The sequence below is a fragment of the Virgibacillus kimchii genome (assembly GCF_055379185.1).
The window spans coordinates 2,378,000-2,394,117 of sequence record NZ_AP043951.1 but is presented as its reverse complement, the minus strand read 5'-3'; the positions used below and the strand labels follow the sequence as shown (position 1 = coordinate 2,394,117).

10 protein-coding genes are annotated in these 16,118 nt (G+C 38.7%); all 10 read left to right on the top strand.

Features of this window, described 5'->3' with window-relative positions:
• Positions 1 to 8 precede the first annotated feature (8 nt).
• Complete coding sequence (locus ACZ42C_RS11565) at positions 9 to 1,616, top strand: ABC transporter ATP-binding protein (RefSeq protein ID WP_461180158.1); 1,608 nt, start codon at positions 9 to 11, stop codon at positions 1,614 to 1,616.
• A gap of 15 nt (positions 1,617 to 1,631) precedes the next feature.
• A complete protein-coding gene (locus tag ACZ42C_RS11560) occupies positions 1,632 to 3,578 on the top strand; it encodes a glycosyltransferase family 2 protein (protein ID WP_461180159.1) in 1,947 nt (648 codons plus the stop codon).
• Positions 3,559 to 5,709 carry a glycosyltransferase family 2 protein gene (locus tag ACZ42C_RS11555; RefSeq protein ID WP_461180160.1) on the top strand — a complete coding sequence of 717 codons (2,151 nt, stop codon included), beginning with the start codon at positions 3,559 to 3,561 and terminating at the stop codon, positions 5,707 to 5,709. Before ACZ42C_RS11560 ends, ACZ42C_RS11555 begins: the two co-directional genes overlap by 20 nt.
• A gap of 20 nt (positions 5,710 to 5,729) precedes the next feature.
• Positions 5,730 to 7,142, top strand: a complete 1,413-nt coding sequence (locus ACZ42C_RS11550; protein WP_461180161.1) for an ATP-grasp fold amidoligase family protein — start codon at positions 5,730 to 5,732, stop codon at positions 7,140 to 7,142.
• A 38-nt stretch (positions 7,143 to 7,180) separates the two neighbouring features.
• Positions 7,181 to 8,803, top strand: a complete 1,623-nt coding sequence (locus ACZ42C_RS11545) for an acylphosphatase (protein ID WP_461180162.1) — start codon at positions 7,181 to 7,183, stop codon at positions 8,801 to 8,803.
• A 29-nt stretch (positions 8,804 to 8,832) separates the two neighbouring features.
• Complete coding sequence (locus ACZ42C_RS11540) at positions 8,833 to 10,479, top strand: acylphosphatase (RefSeq protein ID WP_461180163.1); 1,647 nt, start codon at positions 8,833 to 8,835, stop codon at positions 10,477 to 10,479.
• A gap of 27 nt (positions 10,480 to 10,506) precedes the next feature.
• On the top strand, positions 10,507 to 11,946 hold the full coding sequence (locus ACZ42C_RS11535; protein ID WP_461180164.1) for an acylphosphatase: 1,440 nt from the start codon (positions 10,507 to 10,509) through the stop codon (positions 11,944 to 11,946).
• A gap of 42 nt (positions 11,947 to 11,988) precedes the next feature.
• Complete coding sequence (locus ACZ42C_RS11530) at positions 11,989 to 13,590, top strand: acylphosphatase (protein WP_461180165.1); 1,602 nt, start codon at positions 11,989 to 11,991, stop codon at positions 13,588 to 13,590.
• 84 nt (positions 13,591 to 13,674) lie between these two features.
• Complete coding sequence (gene racE, locus ACZ42C_RS11525) at positions 13,675 to 14,493, top strand: glutamate racemase (protein WP_461180166.1); 819 nt, start codon at positions 13,675 to 13,677, stop codon at positions 14,491 to 14,493.
• Between the two features lie 57 nt (positions 14,494 to 14,550).
• Positions 14,551 to 15,975: an acylphosphatase gene (locus ACZ42C_RS11520; RefSeq protein WP_461180167.1), complete on the top strand. Its 1,425-nt coding sequence runs from the start codon at positions 14,551 to 14,553 to the stop codon at positions 15,973 to 15,975.
• Positions 15,976 to 16,118: the final 143 nt, after the last annotated feature.

Sequence of the window (16,118 nt, the reverse complement as noted above, 5' to 3'; positions counted from 1 at the left end):
TTTAACCCATGAGGTCCAACACTAAAGACACAAATAAAGATGTCATCAAAGCAAAAAATATTGGCGTTGCCTTTAATTCCAGGAAACGGGATGATTATAAATCCCTTATTTTCAATGCGTTTAAAAGAGATAAGGGGTCAAAAGAAGATAAAAAAGTCTGGCCGCTGACAGATATAAATTTTGACGGCCATCAGGGAGAAATTCTCGGCATCATCGGATCCAATGGTGCCGGTAAAACCACCTTGAGTAAAATCATCTCCGGTATTTTGCAGCATGATCAGGGGGAAATGCATGTAGACGGCAATGTAACGGCATTGTTCTCCTTCGGCATGGGCTTTAATAAGGAATTGACGGGTCGGGAAAACGTCTATTTAAATGGTATGATGCTTGGCATATCTAAAGATATGATCAATCATTATATTCATGATATACATGAATTCTCCGATCTGGAAGAGTTCTTTGAACAGCCGATGAAGTATTATTCCAGCGGGATGAAGGCAAGGCTCGGTTTCAGTGTTGCCTCCCATTTGCAGCCGGAGATACTCATCCTGGATGAAGCACTGAATACAGGAGACGCCAAATTCAGCCGGAAAGCAGCAGAGAAAATGAAGGAACTTGTGAAGCAGGCAAAGATGGTCATTATCGTGACACACAGTCTCCGGTATGCTCAAAAGAACTGTGACCGGCTCATGTGGCTGGATCAGGGGAAAGTAAGAGAGATCGGGGACCCCAAAACGGTCATTGAAAATTATAAAGCAACCGTCCCGCCCCGTCCGCCGAGGCGCAACCGCAACCTCCAGCTGGAAAAAACAGACACTGAAGTGGGGGACAGCACGATTGTCAAAGCGGACAATGTCGGTGTTTCCTTTAAACTGAACACAGGCATCTTCTGGGCATTAAAAAATGTCAGCTTCGAAATCAAAGAGCGGGAAGTCGTCGGAATCATCGGCCATAATGGTGCCGGTAAAAGTACGCTGTGTAAAGTGCTGACGAAAATATTATCCCCGGATGAAGGAGAAATTGAGCTGAACGGGGAAACCTCCTCTCTGCTTGGGTATGGGACCGGCTTTAACGCCCAGCTCAACGGAACAGACAACATTTATTTAAATGCGATGCTTTTAGGTATTTCCAAAGAACGGATTGAAAGAAATTACGATGAAATTGTGGAATTCTCCGGACTGGGTAAAAAAATACACCAGCCTGTCAAGGATTATTCCAGCGGGATGAAGGCCCGGCTCGGGTTTAGTATCGCAGCCATTCTCAAGCCGGATATCTTTATTATAGACGAAGCCTTATCCACCGGAGACATGGCTTTTAAACAAAAGGCAAGTGAACGTATACAGGAAATGATGGAACGTGCCAAAGCAGTAATCATTGTGACACACAGTATGAGCTTTGTGGAACAGGTTTGTACCCGTGCGATCTGGATGGAAAAAGGACAAATCCGCTATGACGGCACACCGGAAGAGGCAGTTGCCAAGTATAGGGAAGCCCAGGGTGTAAAACCTGTCAAGAATGTAAGAAACCGCAGGAATAAAAAGGTGATGAAAAATGCGGTGACAAAGAAAAATGAAGGAAAAAAACCTGCACAAAAGAAGTCAGAGACTGACGCATAATGGTGGTGGGAGTTTATGATACGTTTACTGAAAAAGATAATCATAGCGCCGATTGATTGGATACTTTATCGCCTGTTAAACGAACAGCAAAGAAAAAAGCTTACAGATAAGCTGTCAGACGAACAAAAAGCGAAAATAAAGCAACTGATCGGCGGAAAAAAACAAGCGCAAAGACAGCAATTAAAACAAATCAAACACCACCTTTACAGTCTTGGATTTACAGAAAAAGGCCTGGAAGATTTGAAGTCTTTCCATGTCAATATCAAAGATAAACACTTAAAACGGCTCGCAGCATGGGAGCTCGTTTTGTGGTATGCAAATATGTACACGGCAGATGGTGCAAAACAGGCGCTGACCTATATACATGCAGCATCTGAAGGAGAGCAGGATGCAGACCAATTAAGAAGAATCGCCATTTTAAAAGCGGAATGTCATGAACGGCTGAACCAAGTGGAGGAAGGGAAACAGGTCATTCAGGAAATGCTGGAAACACAGCCACATCCTGATTTGTATTTTGGTCTGGCAAATCTGGAGTCTTCCATCACTGACCGGGTGAACTGGATGAATAAAGCAATGAAAATGTTTAACTTGCAGCCGATCACGTTTACTGATATGGAACAGCCAGTCTACGACGATATTAAAAATGAACCATTGGACAGGAAAATAGAAGACGGACCCAAAGTATCTGTTATTTTCCCTGCTTACAACGCAGAATCAGGCATCGGAACTGCGATAGAATCCATACTGGCGCAAACATGGCAGAACCTGGAGCTTCTCGTCGTGGATGACTGTAGTCCGGATAATACTGCAGCAGTGATCAGCAGTTACGCGAAAAAGGACAAGCGGGTAAAACTGCTATCCACACCAATGAACAGCGGACCATACGTAGCAAGAAATATTGCACTGGAGCAGGCAACAGGAGAATTTGTCACCATCAATGATGCAGATGACTGGTCCCATGTGGAAAAAATTGAAATACAGGTAAAACATCTGAAGAACAATAAAAGCGTAATGGCAAATACTTCTGCGCATGCCAGGTTGACGGAAGACCTGCAATTATACCGCCGGGGAACACCGGGGAAATATATTTTCCCGAACATGTCCTCCATCATGTTCAGACGTAAACCGGTAATGGAAAAAATCGGGTTCTGGGATAGTGTACGCTTTGCCGCGGACGGGGAATTTAAACGCCGTCTTATTAAAGTTTTCGGGAAAAGCAGCTATGTAGACCTGGAAACAGGTCCTTTATCCCTGCCAAGGCAGTCTGTTGCTTCCCTTACTAGCAGCTCTGCATTTGGCTATAAAGGATTTTTCATGGGAGTTCGAAAAGAATACGTGGAAAGCCTGGAGTTTTTTCATAGTCAGGCAGATTCCCTGTATTATCCGTACCCACAGAATAAAAGGCCATTTCCGGTACCTGAACCCATGTGGCCAAAGCGGGAGGAAAAGCTTACCGGTTACCGTGAATTTGATGTTATCATCGCATCAGATTTTCGTTTACCCCAAACAAATGAAACAGCCCAAAAAGAAATTGCCAAACAGCTGCATGCCGGAAAACGGATCGGCCTTGTACAAATGTACCGTTACAATCTCCGCATCAATAGTGAAATTCAGCCGGAAATCAGGCAATTACTCGATGGGCAGGATGTACAAATGGTTGTGTACGGAGAAAAACTGACTACTGCTCAATTAATTGTCATGAACCCGCTTGTTTTGGAACATCGGCAAAAATATATACCTGAGATAAAAGCAGAAAGAATTGCTGTGATCCTGACTGAAACACCGGATGAAAAAATAGATCAATTGCAAAACCAGCTGCAAGCTTATTTTGGAAAGAATGGGCTTTGGTATCCCATGGATGAAACAATTAGAGCATCCTTTGAAAATAGATATCCGGATAAAAAAGACTGGATTGCCAAAGAAAATTGGGAGCAAATAGCTTATGAAAAACTGGAAGGATAATGAGAAATCAGCGCGGATGGTTGAATTAGAAACAGAATTACGTGACTTGGAAGAAGAACTTGCGGAAAAGCAGGCCGAAAAGCAAGAAACAGAAGAACAGCTGGAAAAATTACAACGGGAATTTCAGGCAGTAACCGATAGTAAAACATGGAAGCTCGTCCAATCACCAAAAAAGATGAAGCAATTTGTAAGATCAACTGCTGCCTATGCCCTTGGCAGGCGAAACAGGAAACAGCTTTACAGCAAGGAATATAAAAGAAAAAACGCCGCCAATCAACTGAAAAAGTATAAGTATCATCTTTATAATCTTGGTTTTGAAGAAAAAGTGACTCGCGAACTGGAAATGTTATTTAAAGAAACAGACAGCAAGTATGTCAGGCAGGCCATTGCCTGGGAACTCACTCTTTGGTATGCAAATAAATATACGAAAACAGGAGCTCGTCGGGCATTGGATTATTTGCCTGCTGCCATGAAGGATGTTGAAGACGCGGAATCATTAAGAAAAGCAGCTGTTATTAAAGCGGAATGCCTCTCTCTATTGGGAATACCAGGAGAAGGACAAGCGTTCATGCAGCAGGTGCTTACCTTTCAGGAACATCCTGATTTATATCTTGCTGCAGCCAATGTGGAAGTAAAGACAGAAAAACGCTTAGAATGGATCAATAAAGCTATGGATGTGTATGGACTGGAGCCGGTCATGCTTTCTGATAAGGAAGCGGAAACGGCTTATGACAACCTTATATCCAAGGTGGAGAAAAAAGAAGAAAAAGGCCCGAAAGTAACGGTAATCATTCCAGCCTACAATGCAGAAAACGGCATTAAAACAGCTATAGAATCCATTCTTATGCAATCTTGGCAGCAATTTGAACTAATCGTAGTAGACGATTGCAGTCCGGACGGAACAGCTGAAGCAGTCAAGTCGTATACAGAAAAAGATGCAAGAATCAAACTGATGTCCACAACGAAAAACAGCGGTCCCTATGTGGCAAGAAACATTGCATTAGAAGAAGCAACAGGTGATTTTGTAACGATTAATGATTCGGATGACTGGTCACACCCGAGGAAACTGGAAATGCAAGTCAGACATTTGATTGCAAATCCGAATGTCATTGCAAATACTTCGGAGCAGGCACGTATGACTGAAGAACTCGGACTATACCGGCGAGGGACCCCGGGAATTTATATTTTTACCAATATGTCTTCCCTGATGTTTAGAAGAGAACCGGTTATGAAGAAAGTCGGTTTTTGGGATGAAGTCCGTTTTGCCGCAGACAGTGAATATATTAAACGGATAGGGCGCTCCTTTGGAGATGAAAAGATAGTTAACCTGAAAACAGGACCATTATCCTTTCCAAGACAAACGGCAGGCTCGCTGACAGGAAGTTCTGCATTCGGCTACAACGGCTTTTTAATGGGAGCAAGAAAAGAATATGCCGAAGTGCACCGGCAGTACCATCAAAGTGCAAAAACGCTTTTTTATGGATCACCGCAAAAAGAAAGACCATTCCCCGTGCCGGAGCCAATGTGGCCGAAAAGAGAAGAAAAGCATAATGGGATGAGACATTTTGATATAGTCATTGCCGGTGACTTTAGACTGCCGGAGAATCACCTGCAGTCAGCGATCAAACAAATAAAGTTTCATAAACAGCTTGGCCTTCGTACAGGCCTCATACAAATGGCAAAATATAATGTGAAATCACCGAAAGAAATAAACCATAAAATCAGAGAACTTATCGACGGAAATAATATCCAATTACTTGTATACGGTGAGAAAATCACATGCGAAAACCTGATGACCCAACATGCAGCAGTACTGCAGGAAAAACAAAAATACATACCGGAAGTACAAACTGCCAATGTCCGGGTAATACTGGATGAGCTCCCTTCTAAAAATGGCGCCTTACATGACTTAAGGCGTTGTGCGGAGCATGCAGCAGACTATTTTGGAAAAAGAGGCAGATGGTACCCGGCTGATGAAAAAATGAGGACAGAATTATTATCAAATCATCGGAGAGAATCAAGATTCATTAAGCTATCCGGTGAAAACTGGAACAGGATAACCGGAAGTTTGAACGATTATGCTTCACATATTGATAGCTGGACCGTGGATGAAAATCCATATCTATTTTGAACAATAAGGGGGTGGGCAAAATGAGTAGGTCAAAAGATCGCAACGAGGAAAACACGCAAAAAACAGAAGAAGCATTAACTAAAAAACTGATAGAAAAAGAAGCCGCAATAACCAAAACGGAAAAAGAAATCAGCGCAAACAAAAAAGAGATAAAAAACATAGAGAAAAGCAATACATGGAAATATTCCGAGCCTGTCCGAAAAATGAATGATTTATTTGCTTCCAGCAAAAGGGATACCGATCAGTCCCAATACATTAAAGAGCTTGAAGCAAAGCTTGAGGCAACGGAAAAAGAACGAGATGAGGCAATAGAACGTAAAAATGAACTCATGCTGGATGACCGAAAGCTTCAAAGTCATGCAATGGTAAAAATGATAAATGAAACAAAACTCGACGGCAAAATCATTGATTATATTGAGCAGACCGTAAAGAATAAAAAACAGCATGATACAAATTATAGAAATGCATTAAGCTATGCGGCCCGTGTCTATATGAATGAGGAAGAAGCTTATAAAAACCTGGTCTATTCCAAAGCACTGGAAGGACTGAAAATAGAGGAAATCCCTGAGTTTATGATCCGTGCCGGCTTATCAGATGACCCCATCCCTCTCAGACAGGCTGCTTCATTCCGTGGCAGTTTGAATATGCGGATTCGGCAAATGCAGCTGGCAGGTACATTGCCGGAATGGTTATTGGATGATAAAAAGATCGCCTATCAGTTTATGGATCGGATCGGAGTTCGGATACCTCAGATATACGATAAAACGTATCGACTGGAAGAAATTCCCCAAAAGGGCGGAATGGTGATCAAACCGGTGGACGGAGCGGGAGCACGTGGTGTATACCTTGTTTATAGTATGGGTGATATAATAGATATTAAGCGAGGCAGGAAGATGAATAGCTGGACTGAATTAACTGCCAGTATGAAAGAAGATGTCCTGTTAGGCTGGGTACATCATAATGAATGGTTCACGGAAGAACTTATTCTGGAAGATAAAGAGAAAAAAATACCTGCACGCGATATAAAATTTTATTGCTTTTACGGAAAGGTCGGAATTATTCTGGAAATCACCCGTTTCCCTGAACTGCAGTATTGCTGGTGGACTGCAACTGGTGAAAGAGTACGGACAGGGAAATATGATGAAGATTTATTTAAGGGAAAGGGTGCCACCCAGGAAGAGATTGATCTTGTGTCTGCGATAAGTTTAAAAGTACCAGCCCCCTTTATTAGAATAGACTTTTTACTGTCTGAAGATGGACTTGTATTTGGGGAATTCACCCCAAAACCGGGTAATTATGATGAGTTTGATGAAAAAACGGATAAATGGCTTGGAGATTATTTTCTGGAAGCTCAGGGACGATTAAGTGATGACCTGTTAAACGGAAAAGAATTTACTGCGTTTCACCAGCTTCCACCGCGTACTATAGAATAAGTGAAACGTAGAAGGATTAGTTTTAGGAGGAAGACAGAATGGATGAGAAAACGACAGAATGGCTGCCGCACCTATCGGAAGAAGTTGTTTCCGATGCACACGGGAACTTGCTTGATTCATATGTAGTGGCTCTTGAAGGCTGGAGAAGGGGATTAACCCTGCGCTGGCATGTGAAAAACTCGGAAAAATTTATTGACATGTCGACGTGGTATGTGGACAACCCCGGTCAGCTATTCTCGCTAAGCTCCAAGGATAGACAACATTACTTTTTTCGTTCCCGGGGAGACAAAGTATCCAATGATGCGGTGGAAATAGGAAAGGATAAGGAACGGACAAAACAAACGTTAATAAAAGCTGGCGTTCCGGTACCGGAGGGAAAACAGTTCTCCGAAGACGAGACAGACGAATCAATCATCGAGTATGCATCGTCAATGGGGTATCCGGTTGTGTTAAAGCCGACAGATGGGAGTTTTGGAAGAGGTGTTGTATCAAATATCACCAGTGAAGGTGAATTAGGTTTTTCACTTGAATATGTAAGAGAACAGTTGAAATACCGTGATGTCATTGTCGAACAATATATACCCGGAAACGAATACCGGATATACGTGGTGGATGATAAGGTAGTCGGTGCGATTAACCGTATTCCGCCGAATGTAACTGGAGATGGCATCAATTCCATCAAAGCATTAATTGAGCTTAAAAATGAAGAAAGAAGCCTGAACCCAAGACTGGTGAGTTGTCCTATAAACTTAAATCAGGAAACGATTGATTTTATTGGCAGGAGAGGATACACAGCAGATTCTGTACCTGATAAGGGAGAACAAGTATTTCTCAGTGATAAAACAAACATTTCCCTTGGAGGAGATCCGATTGATGTGTTGGATGAACTTCCTGAAGAGATAAAAACCACAGCGGTAAGAGCAATACAGGCTGTGCCGGAACTATACCATGGTTCGGTTGACTTAATTATTCATGCAGATGATACGGAAGCAGGATTTGTAATTGAAATTAATCCAACTTCTCAGCTTGGTGGTATTTTATATCCACTAAAAGGAAAATCACGGGATATACCTTCAGCAATTATTGATTATTATTTTCCGGAAACAATAAATGTGACCAAAAATAAAGCTAATATTTATTTTGATTTTCATGATGTGCTGGATCCGCTCCAGTCAAGGGATGCCAGTGTGTCCACTGTAACTCCGTGCCCACAGGAAAAGCTCTATGCAAAAAAATACACAGTAAGCGGAGATGTTCAGGATATTGGCTATCATCGCGGCTTGCGGAAACAGGCATTTGAACGATATCTCCATGGCTTCGTGATGAACCTGGAAAATGGAGATATAGAAGTTGTTGTAGCAGGTACGGATATAGAAATGGTAAATGATTTTAAAAATGCATTATGGGAAGATGAAGAACGTGCCCAGGTGTTTGAAGTCCAGGAAAGCAATTACAATGAACCCATCAAAGTTGGATTTGAGATAAAAGCAGACCTGAAAACACAGCTGGAAGAATTGAAGTTATATCAACAGGAACTGGAAGTAACCATCAATGATATGAAAAGAGCGGAAATTCAGCGAAGGAAATTTTATGACAGCTTATCATGGAGAGCTACAAAGCCAATTCGCCTGGCTGGAGCCGTTTTTAAAAGGTTTAAATAAATGCAGTACGGTAAATGGAGGAAATACCAATGAAGGAGAAACAGGGAATCAGTTTGCCCCACCTGACAAATGAAATAGTTAAGAATGCAAGGAAAACCAGACTGGACGCATTTGCTGTTGCGCTTGAAGGATGGCGCAGAGGATTGAAATTAAAGTGGTATACGAGAGACTCAGAGCATTTTCAGGATATGATTATTTTTGGTGTAAATCCCCCGGGCCGGCTTTTTTCCCTGAGTTCAGAAGAAAAAACGCATTATTTTTTTCGAACAAGAGGGGATAAAGTTACTAATGATGCGGTTCAAATTGGTTCTGAAAAAGATGACACAAAAGAACTATTGCTGAAAAAGGGCGTACCTGTCCCACTTGGAAAAGGCTTTACAGAAGATGCTACCGATGAAGAAATTATTGCCTACAGTAAAGAACTGGATTACCCACTCGTATTAAAACCAACGAATGCAAGTCTTGGAAATGGCGTGGTTACAAATATAAGGGATGATCAGGAGTTTATTAAAGCCGTTAACTATGTCAGACATGATCTGGAGTATAAAGAAGTTGTTGTCGAACAGCATGTGCAAGGTGAGGAGTATCGTATTTATGTAGTGGAGGATAAAGTAATAGCAGCGTATAACAGAGTGCCTGCCAATATTATGGGTGACGGCGTACATACGATCGAAGAACTGATTGATCTGAAAAATGATGAACGGAAAAAGAACGCCCGTTTGAACAGCTGTTTGATTGAAATGGATGTTGAAATTCTGGAATTTATTCAGGAAGCGGGTTACAGCCTGGAAAGTGTACCGAAAAAAGGGGAAAAAATATTCCTGAGGCAAAAGACAAACGTATCATCCGGCGGGGATCCAATAGATGTTACAGATACGATGCCGGAGGAATACAAGCAGGTTGCCATTAATGCGATCAAGGCCGTACCGGGACTGTATCATGCCGGTGTTGATATTATTGTAAATAAGAATAGAAAACAAAATGTGCCTGCTGTAGTAATAGAATTGAATCCAACGGCACAAATCGGGGGAGCACTTTTTCCTTTAAAAGGTAAATCACGGGATATCCCAAAAGCAATTATTGATTATTATTTTCCCGAAACGAAAGGGAAGGTAGATACAACGAAATCCAAAGTCTACTTTGATCTAATAAATGTGCTGGAACCTTTGGAGAACCGTGCTGCATTGGAAGTGGAAGTAAGTCCCGCCCCAATGGGTAAATTATATGCGAAGAAATATATTGTCTACGGAGATGTACAGCGTCAGTCTTTCCATAGATGGTTGAAAAAACAGGCTTTGGATCGCAACTTGCATGGGAATATAAAAAGTACCGTATTTGATGAGATTGAGATTATTGCAGCTGGTACAGATAGGCAGAAGCTAGATGAGTTTAAAACACTGATTGGTGAAAACACCAGGAATGCAAAGGTAACAAAAATAAAAGAAGAAAACCATGAGGATCCAGTTACAGTAGGGTTTGAAATAACGGAACAATATAATACGTCGAGCGCAAGATCGGTTCAATATGCATTAAGAAAAATGGAAAAAGACCTGAAAAACATGACCAAACAGAAGAACAGGATTGAAAAGGACAATAAGCATATTGTAAATAGTACTTCGTGGAAGATGACCGAGCCTGTGAGGAAGGTTGGGGCATTGGTGAAAAGTAAAAGATAGGGTTGGAGATTTTGGGGAGGGATTTTGATGAATGAAGAATATCCTTATTGGTTGTCAAAGCAAATGCTTAAGGGTGTAAGAAGCTTTAATATAGATGCTTTTCTGGTTGCACTGGAAGGCTGGAGGCGTGGCCTTTCCCTGAAGTTTTATAGTAATTCTCCAACTGTAACAGATCTAAAGTTAATTGGCTTTAATACAACCGGAAAAACTTTTTCTTTGAGTTCAAATGATAAAAAACATTTCTTTTACAGATCCAGAGGAGATAAAGTCAATAATGAAGCAGTAGAGATAGGCGGAGATAAGGGTGAGACTAAAAGGTATTTGTCTAAGAAAAACATAGCGCATCCTGTAGGTATGAAGTTTGATTCTGAGGTATTAGATGAAGAGATTATAGAAAGATGTAAAGAACTTGGATTTCCCTTGGTGATAAAACCAACATTTGGAAGTTTGGGAAAGGGGGTTACAACAAATATTCGTTCAGAAGAGGAAATTAAGAGAGCTTTACTTTATGCTCGTTCCGAACTTGGATATACTGAAGTGATTGCAGAACGTTATGTCGAAGGATTCGATGTACGAGTATACGTAATGGGAGATAAAGTATTAGCAGCGTTAAAAAGAATCCCTGCTAATATTACAGGGGATGGAGCACAGACAGTTGAAGAGCTCATTAATCTTAAAAATGAAGCTAGAAAAGCTAACCCAAGCTTATCGTCCAAACTTATAAAAATTAATGAAGAAACTTTAAACTATCTCAATAAAACAAACTATTCTCTGGAAACTGTTCCTGAAAAAGATGAAACGGTTTATCTAATTGGAACGAGCAATATATCCTCAGGTGGAGATTCCATTGACTTTACGGAAGAGTTGCCAGATTTCGCAAAAAATGTTGCCATAAATGCTGTGAAATCTGTACCTGGTTTACTTCATGCGGGAGTTGACATCCTCATTAATAAAGATCATGCAACTGTAATAGAAATAAACCCCACCGCAGATATTGCAATGCACGCTTTTCCTATGTATGGGGAACCTAGAAATATTGCTGAAGGAATCATTGATTATTACTTTCCGGAAACAAAAGGTAAGGCTGAAAATAGCACACAGATATATTTTGATTATAAAAACATACTTGAACTATTTAGAAGCAATTCGGTTAAGCAATTGGAAGTTGCAGATGCACCTGTAGGGGAATTATATGCGAAAAGATATGTAGTTTCTGGCATCGTTCAAGGAGTAGGATATAGGAAATGGATAAGGAAGCAAGCATTACAACTTGGATTAAATGGCTATACAAGAAACTTGGCTAATGGGAATGTGGTTGTTGTAGTGGGGGGAATCGACAAACATGTCGTGGATAATTTTATTGAGTTATGTGAGCAAGGAACTTCAAGAACAGAAGTTTCAAAAATTAAAGAGTTTCAGTGGGAAACACAAATTAAAATTGGGTTTGAAATAAGGAAAAGTAATTGATTTTAAGGGATACAACAAGAAAACTTTTTAAGGAGAAGTAAAATGACAAATTATAAAAATAATACTTGGCTATCACACTTAGATGAATCGTTACCTGATTCGGCTTTTGGATATAAACTTTGTATCTATACAATAGCGTTAGAAGGATGGAGACGAGGGTTAAATTTAAAGTTTTTTAATGTATATAGAAATGATAGAGGCACCCTTAAATTAACTGTTAGGTTTTCTTTGAGTAATAATGAAAAGGAGCATAGGTTTGCTGTATCTCGGGGTGATCTTGTTTCAAAAAAAGCTATAAATATCTGTGTGGACAAAGATCTAACAAAAAAATACCTTTTAAAAAGCAATGTACCTACTCCTAAAGGGGAAAGTTTTGATGGAAGCCAATCAAATAATGAAGTGATGAATTATTTTAAAACACTTGATTACCCAGTTGTTCTGAAGCCAAGTGATGCAGGTGGAGGAAAAGGTGTAATAACAAATATTAAAACTACTGCTCAATTACAGAAAGCATTAGAATACGTTAGAGGAGATCTTAATTACAAAGATGTAATTCTAGAAAGGTATATAGTTGGAGAAGACCATAGGATATATGTAGTTGATGATGAAGTGGTTGGGGTTTATAAAAGGATAGCTGCAAATGTAATCGGTGACGGGGAAAGTACTATAGGGAAATTAATTGATAAAAAAAATAAAGAAAGAAAAAAGAATCCATATTTATATGGTCGGCTTATTAAAAAAGATAAAGAAATGAATACTTATTTAGCATCAAAAAACTTAACATTAGATTCTATTCCAAAAGAAAATGAAAGGATTTTTATAAGAGAAAAAGGAAGTCTTTCTGCTGGAGGAGAACCAATAGATGTAACAGATGAAATATCGAGCAATGTAAAAGAAACAGCCATAAATGCTGTGAAAGCAATACCGGGACTAATTCACGGCGCCGTAGATATGATAATAGATAACGATAGTAACGTAGGTATTGTTAATGAAGTGAACTCAAAACCTCAGATAAGTAATCATTTATACCCGGTAGAAGGATATGCACGAGATATTCCAAAAGCAATCATTGATTACTATTTCCCAGAGACGAAAAATAAAGTTAAAAATACTTCTCTCTATTTTGATTTCGATAGTATTTTACCCCCTTTAGCTAATGGGAATGTAAAAGAAATTAGAGTTCCTTCCATTCCATATAAAAAAACAACTTTAAAGAAATTTGTAATCTCAGGTAAAGTTCAGAAGGTGGGATATAGAATTTGGTTGAGAAAGCAAGCACACGGTTTAAAGTTAAATGGGTTTGTTGAGAATAAAAAAAATGGAGATGTAAAAGTAGTGGTTGCCGGAAATGATGAGAGCTTAAAACAATTCAAGTCTATTATTGAGACAGAAGCATGTAAAAAGGCTAGGGTAACAAAAGTTGTTGAAAAAGAATGGAATAAACCAATAAAAGTGGGCTTTGAAATAAGGGATAACAAAAAACATAATGAAAATAAACTGAATAAAATTGAACAAGAATTAAAAGAGAAAGAAAGGGAATTGGAGAAAATTAATAGGCAATATAAATCAATTATTCAAAGTAGAACTTGGTTGTTAACTAGTCCATTAAGAAAAATTGGAATGAAAATAAAAAATAGAAAATAAAACAGTAATCGATATATTTTAAAACATGAAATAATAGTAAACAATTGTAAAAAAATGAATAATTAATTTTAATGAGGCGATAAATTGGAAAGAGCAATCGGAATAATCGATTCAGGAGTTGGAGGATTAACAGTTGCGTATGAGTTGATGAGACAACTCCCTAAAGAAAATTTAATTTATTTGGGTGATACACTTAGATGTCCCTATGGACCAAGGTCGAAGGAAGAAGTTCGAAAGTTTACATTGCAGTTAGTTGATTTTTTAGTGATTAAAAACATTAAAATGTTAGTAGTTGCATGTAACACCGCTACAGCATTTACCTTAAACGAATTACAAGAAAGTCTAAATATACCAGTAATCGGAGTTATACAGCCGGGTGCAAGAGCAGCAATAAAAACATCAGAGAATAATTGTATTGGAATAATTGGTACAGAGGGAACGATAAATAGCGGAGCATATAAAAAGGAATTAAGCAATATTAATTCTAATATTTGTGTTAGAGAGCTAGCATGTCCTTTATTTGTTCCTATGGTTGAAAAAGGTATTTTAGAAGGTGAAAAAGCAGAGGGAATAATTAAGGAGTCTTTGACTCCACTTAAAAAAAGGGGGCAAATTGATACTTTAATACTAGGTTGTACTCATTATCCACTATTAACAAGTTCTATTCAAAAAGTAATGGGGTCTTCAATTTCTTTAGTTTCATCAAGTGAAGAAACGGCAAGGGAAACAAGTGCAAGTTTGGAATTTCATCAGTTATTAAATCCAGGAAGGCAATCAATAAATTTAAATCACCAATTCTACACAACTGGTGATTTAGGTATTTTCACTAAAATAACACAGAGTATATTTAACAGTACTATTGATAATTTGACAGCAGCGACTATTGAAAAAACCACAATATAGATCTGTTGGTATAAATATACTAGTGAAAAGGATTTTAATTATAAGGGAGCTAATATAATGGAGATAAAATACAAAGCAACATGGTTACCAAAATATAATATAGTGCCTGAATCGGCCTATGGTTTCCCTACATGTATGTATTTAGTATCTTTAGAAGGCTGGCGAAGAGGACTTGATCTTAAGTTTTATTTAAAAAGGAGCAAAAGTTTTTTTTCAGGGGTTTCTTACTCGTTAAGTGACGGAATAACTGAACGTTTTTTTAATGGAGCACGAGGGGATTCAACTTCCAAAAAGGCAATTAGTATATGTGCAAACAAAGGATGGACTAATGAGCTTTTAGCGAGTGGTAATGTCCCCGTCCCAGTGGGTAGGGCGTTTTCAGAAGATGCAAGTATTGATGATATTCTAGAATATGCTAACGAAATTGGCTATCCATTAGTATTAAAACCAATTATAGGAGGTGGAGGAGCAGGGGTAGTCACCAATATAAAAAATAAAAAGGAAATGGGAAAACATTTGAAAGATTTCAGAAAAAAGTCACCTAGGAAGACTATGGTTGTTGAGCGCCATTTTGTTGGAGAAGACTTTAGAGTAACTGTTTTTAATGGAGAAGTCATAGGAGCATTCCATAGAAGGGCTCAAAGTGTACTTGGAGATGGAGAAAACACATTAGAAGGATTACTACATTTAAAAAATGAAGATAGAAAATTAAGTCCGTTTTTAAATAATAAGGTAATTGAAATTGATAAAAAAATGGAAGATTATCTGAGGGAACAAAACAAAACGCCAAAATACATTCCTGAAAAAGGAGAAAGAGTCTATTTACGAAAAAACGGGGAATTTTTTGGGCAAAGGGACTCTGTTAATGCTACTGATACTATATCCCCAGAAATGAAAAAAATTGCTGTTGCGGCTGTTAAAGCTATCCCGGGTTTGAATTTTGCGGGAGTAGACATGCTGATAGACTTGGATAAAAATGAAGGCGTCGTTAATGAAGTAAATTCTAAGCCTCAAATCAGTAACCATGTATTTCCTATTGAAGGAGAATCGGTTGATATTCCAAAGTTAATTATAGATCACTACTTCCCTGAAACAAAAGGCGAAACAGATACTAATTATTTTTATGAGTATAAGCCAGTTTTACAAAATTTTAAAAATGGCACAGCGACTGAAGTGAAAATCCCACCACTACCTACAGGCGATTTAATAGCAAAAAAATATGTAGTTACTGGTGAAAATTTTAATGATAAATTTTTTACTCGGATCCAGAAACAAGCTATAGATCTTAGTCTGAATGGATTAGTAAGCGAAATATCAAGTAATTATTTATCAGTTGTAGTATCAGGAAATGCTAAAGATTTAGCAAGGTTTAAACAAATAATAAAAAAACACCCATATAAGTATATAAAAGTTGTTGATATACTTGAGAAAGATTATAGGGAACCAATTAAAGTGGGATTCGAAATTAAACAGGACAGCTAATGAAATTGCGCATTCGTTTGGTTTAGTGACAGAGCCTCTCTCAAAAATTCACTGATCCTATTTTTTGCAAACCTTGACCTAAATTTCTTCACAAAGAAAACAATATATTAATTTTACTCTAAAACCTTGATATCCGGATTGTA

Excerpts from the sequence above, each read along its gene's own strand:
- ACZ42C_RS11565 (WP_461180158.1), top strand. The coding sequence starts at position 9 with ATGAGGTCCAACACTAAAGACACAAATAAAGATGTCATCAAAGCAAAA.
- ACZ42C_RS11560 (WP_461180159.1), top strand. The coding sequence starts at position 1,632 with ATGATACGTTTACTGAAAAAGATAATCATAGCGCCGATTGATTGGATA.
- ACZ42C_RS11555 (WP_461180160.1), top strand. The coding sequence starts at position 3,559 with ATGAAAAACTGGAAGGATAATGAGAAATCAGCGCGGATGGTTGAATTA.
- ACZ42C_RS11550 (WP_461180161.1), top strand. The coding sequence starts at position 5,730 with ATGAGTAGGTCAAAAGATCGCAACGAGGAAAACACGCAAAAAACAGAA.
- ACZ42C_RS11545 (WP_461180162.1), top strand. The coding sequence starts at position 7,181 with ATGGATGAGAAAACGACAGAATGGCTGCCGCACCTATCGGAAGAAGTT.
- ACZ42C_RS11540 (WP_461180163.1), top strand. The coding sequence starts at position 8,833 with ATGAAGGAGAAACAGGGAATCAGTTTGCCCCACCTGACAAATGAAATA.
- ACZ42C_RS11535 (WP_461180164.1), top strand. The coding sequence starts at position 10,507 with ATGAATGAAGAATATCCTTATTGGTTGTCAAAGCAAATGCTTAAGGGT.
- ACZ42C_RS11530 (WP_461180165.1), top strand. The coding sequence starts at position 11,989 with ATGACAAATTATAAAAATAATACTTGGCTATCACACTTAGATGAATCG.
- ACZ42C_RS11520 (WP_461180167.1), top strand. The coding sequence starts at position 14,551 with ATGGAGATAAAATACAAAGCAACATGGTTACCAAAATATAATATAGTG.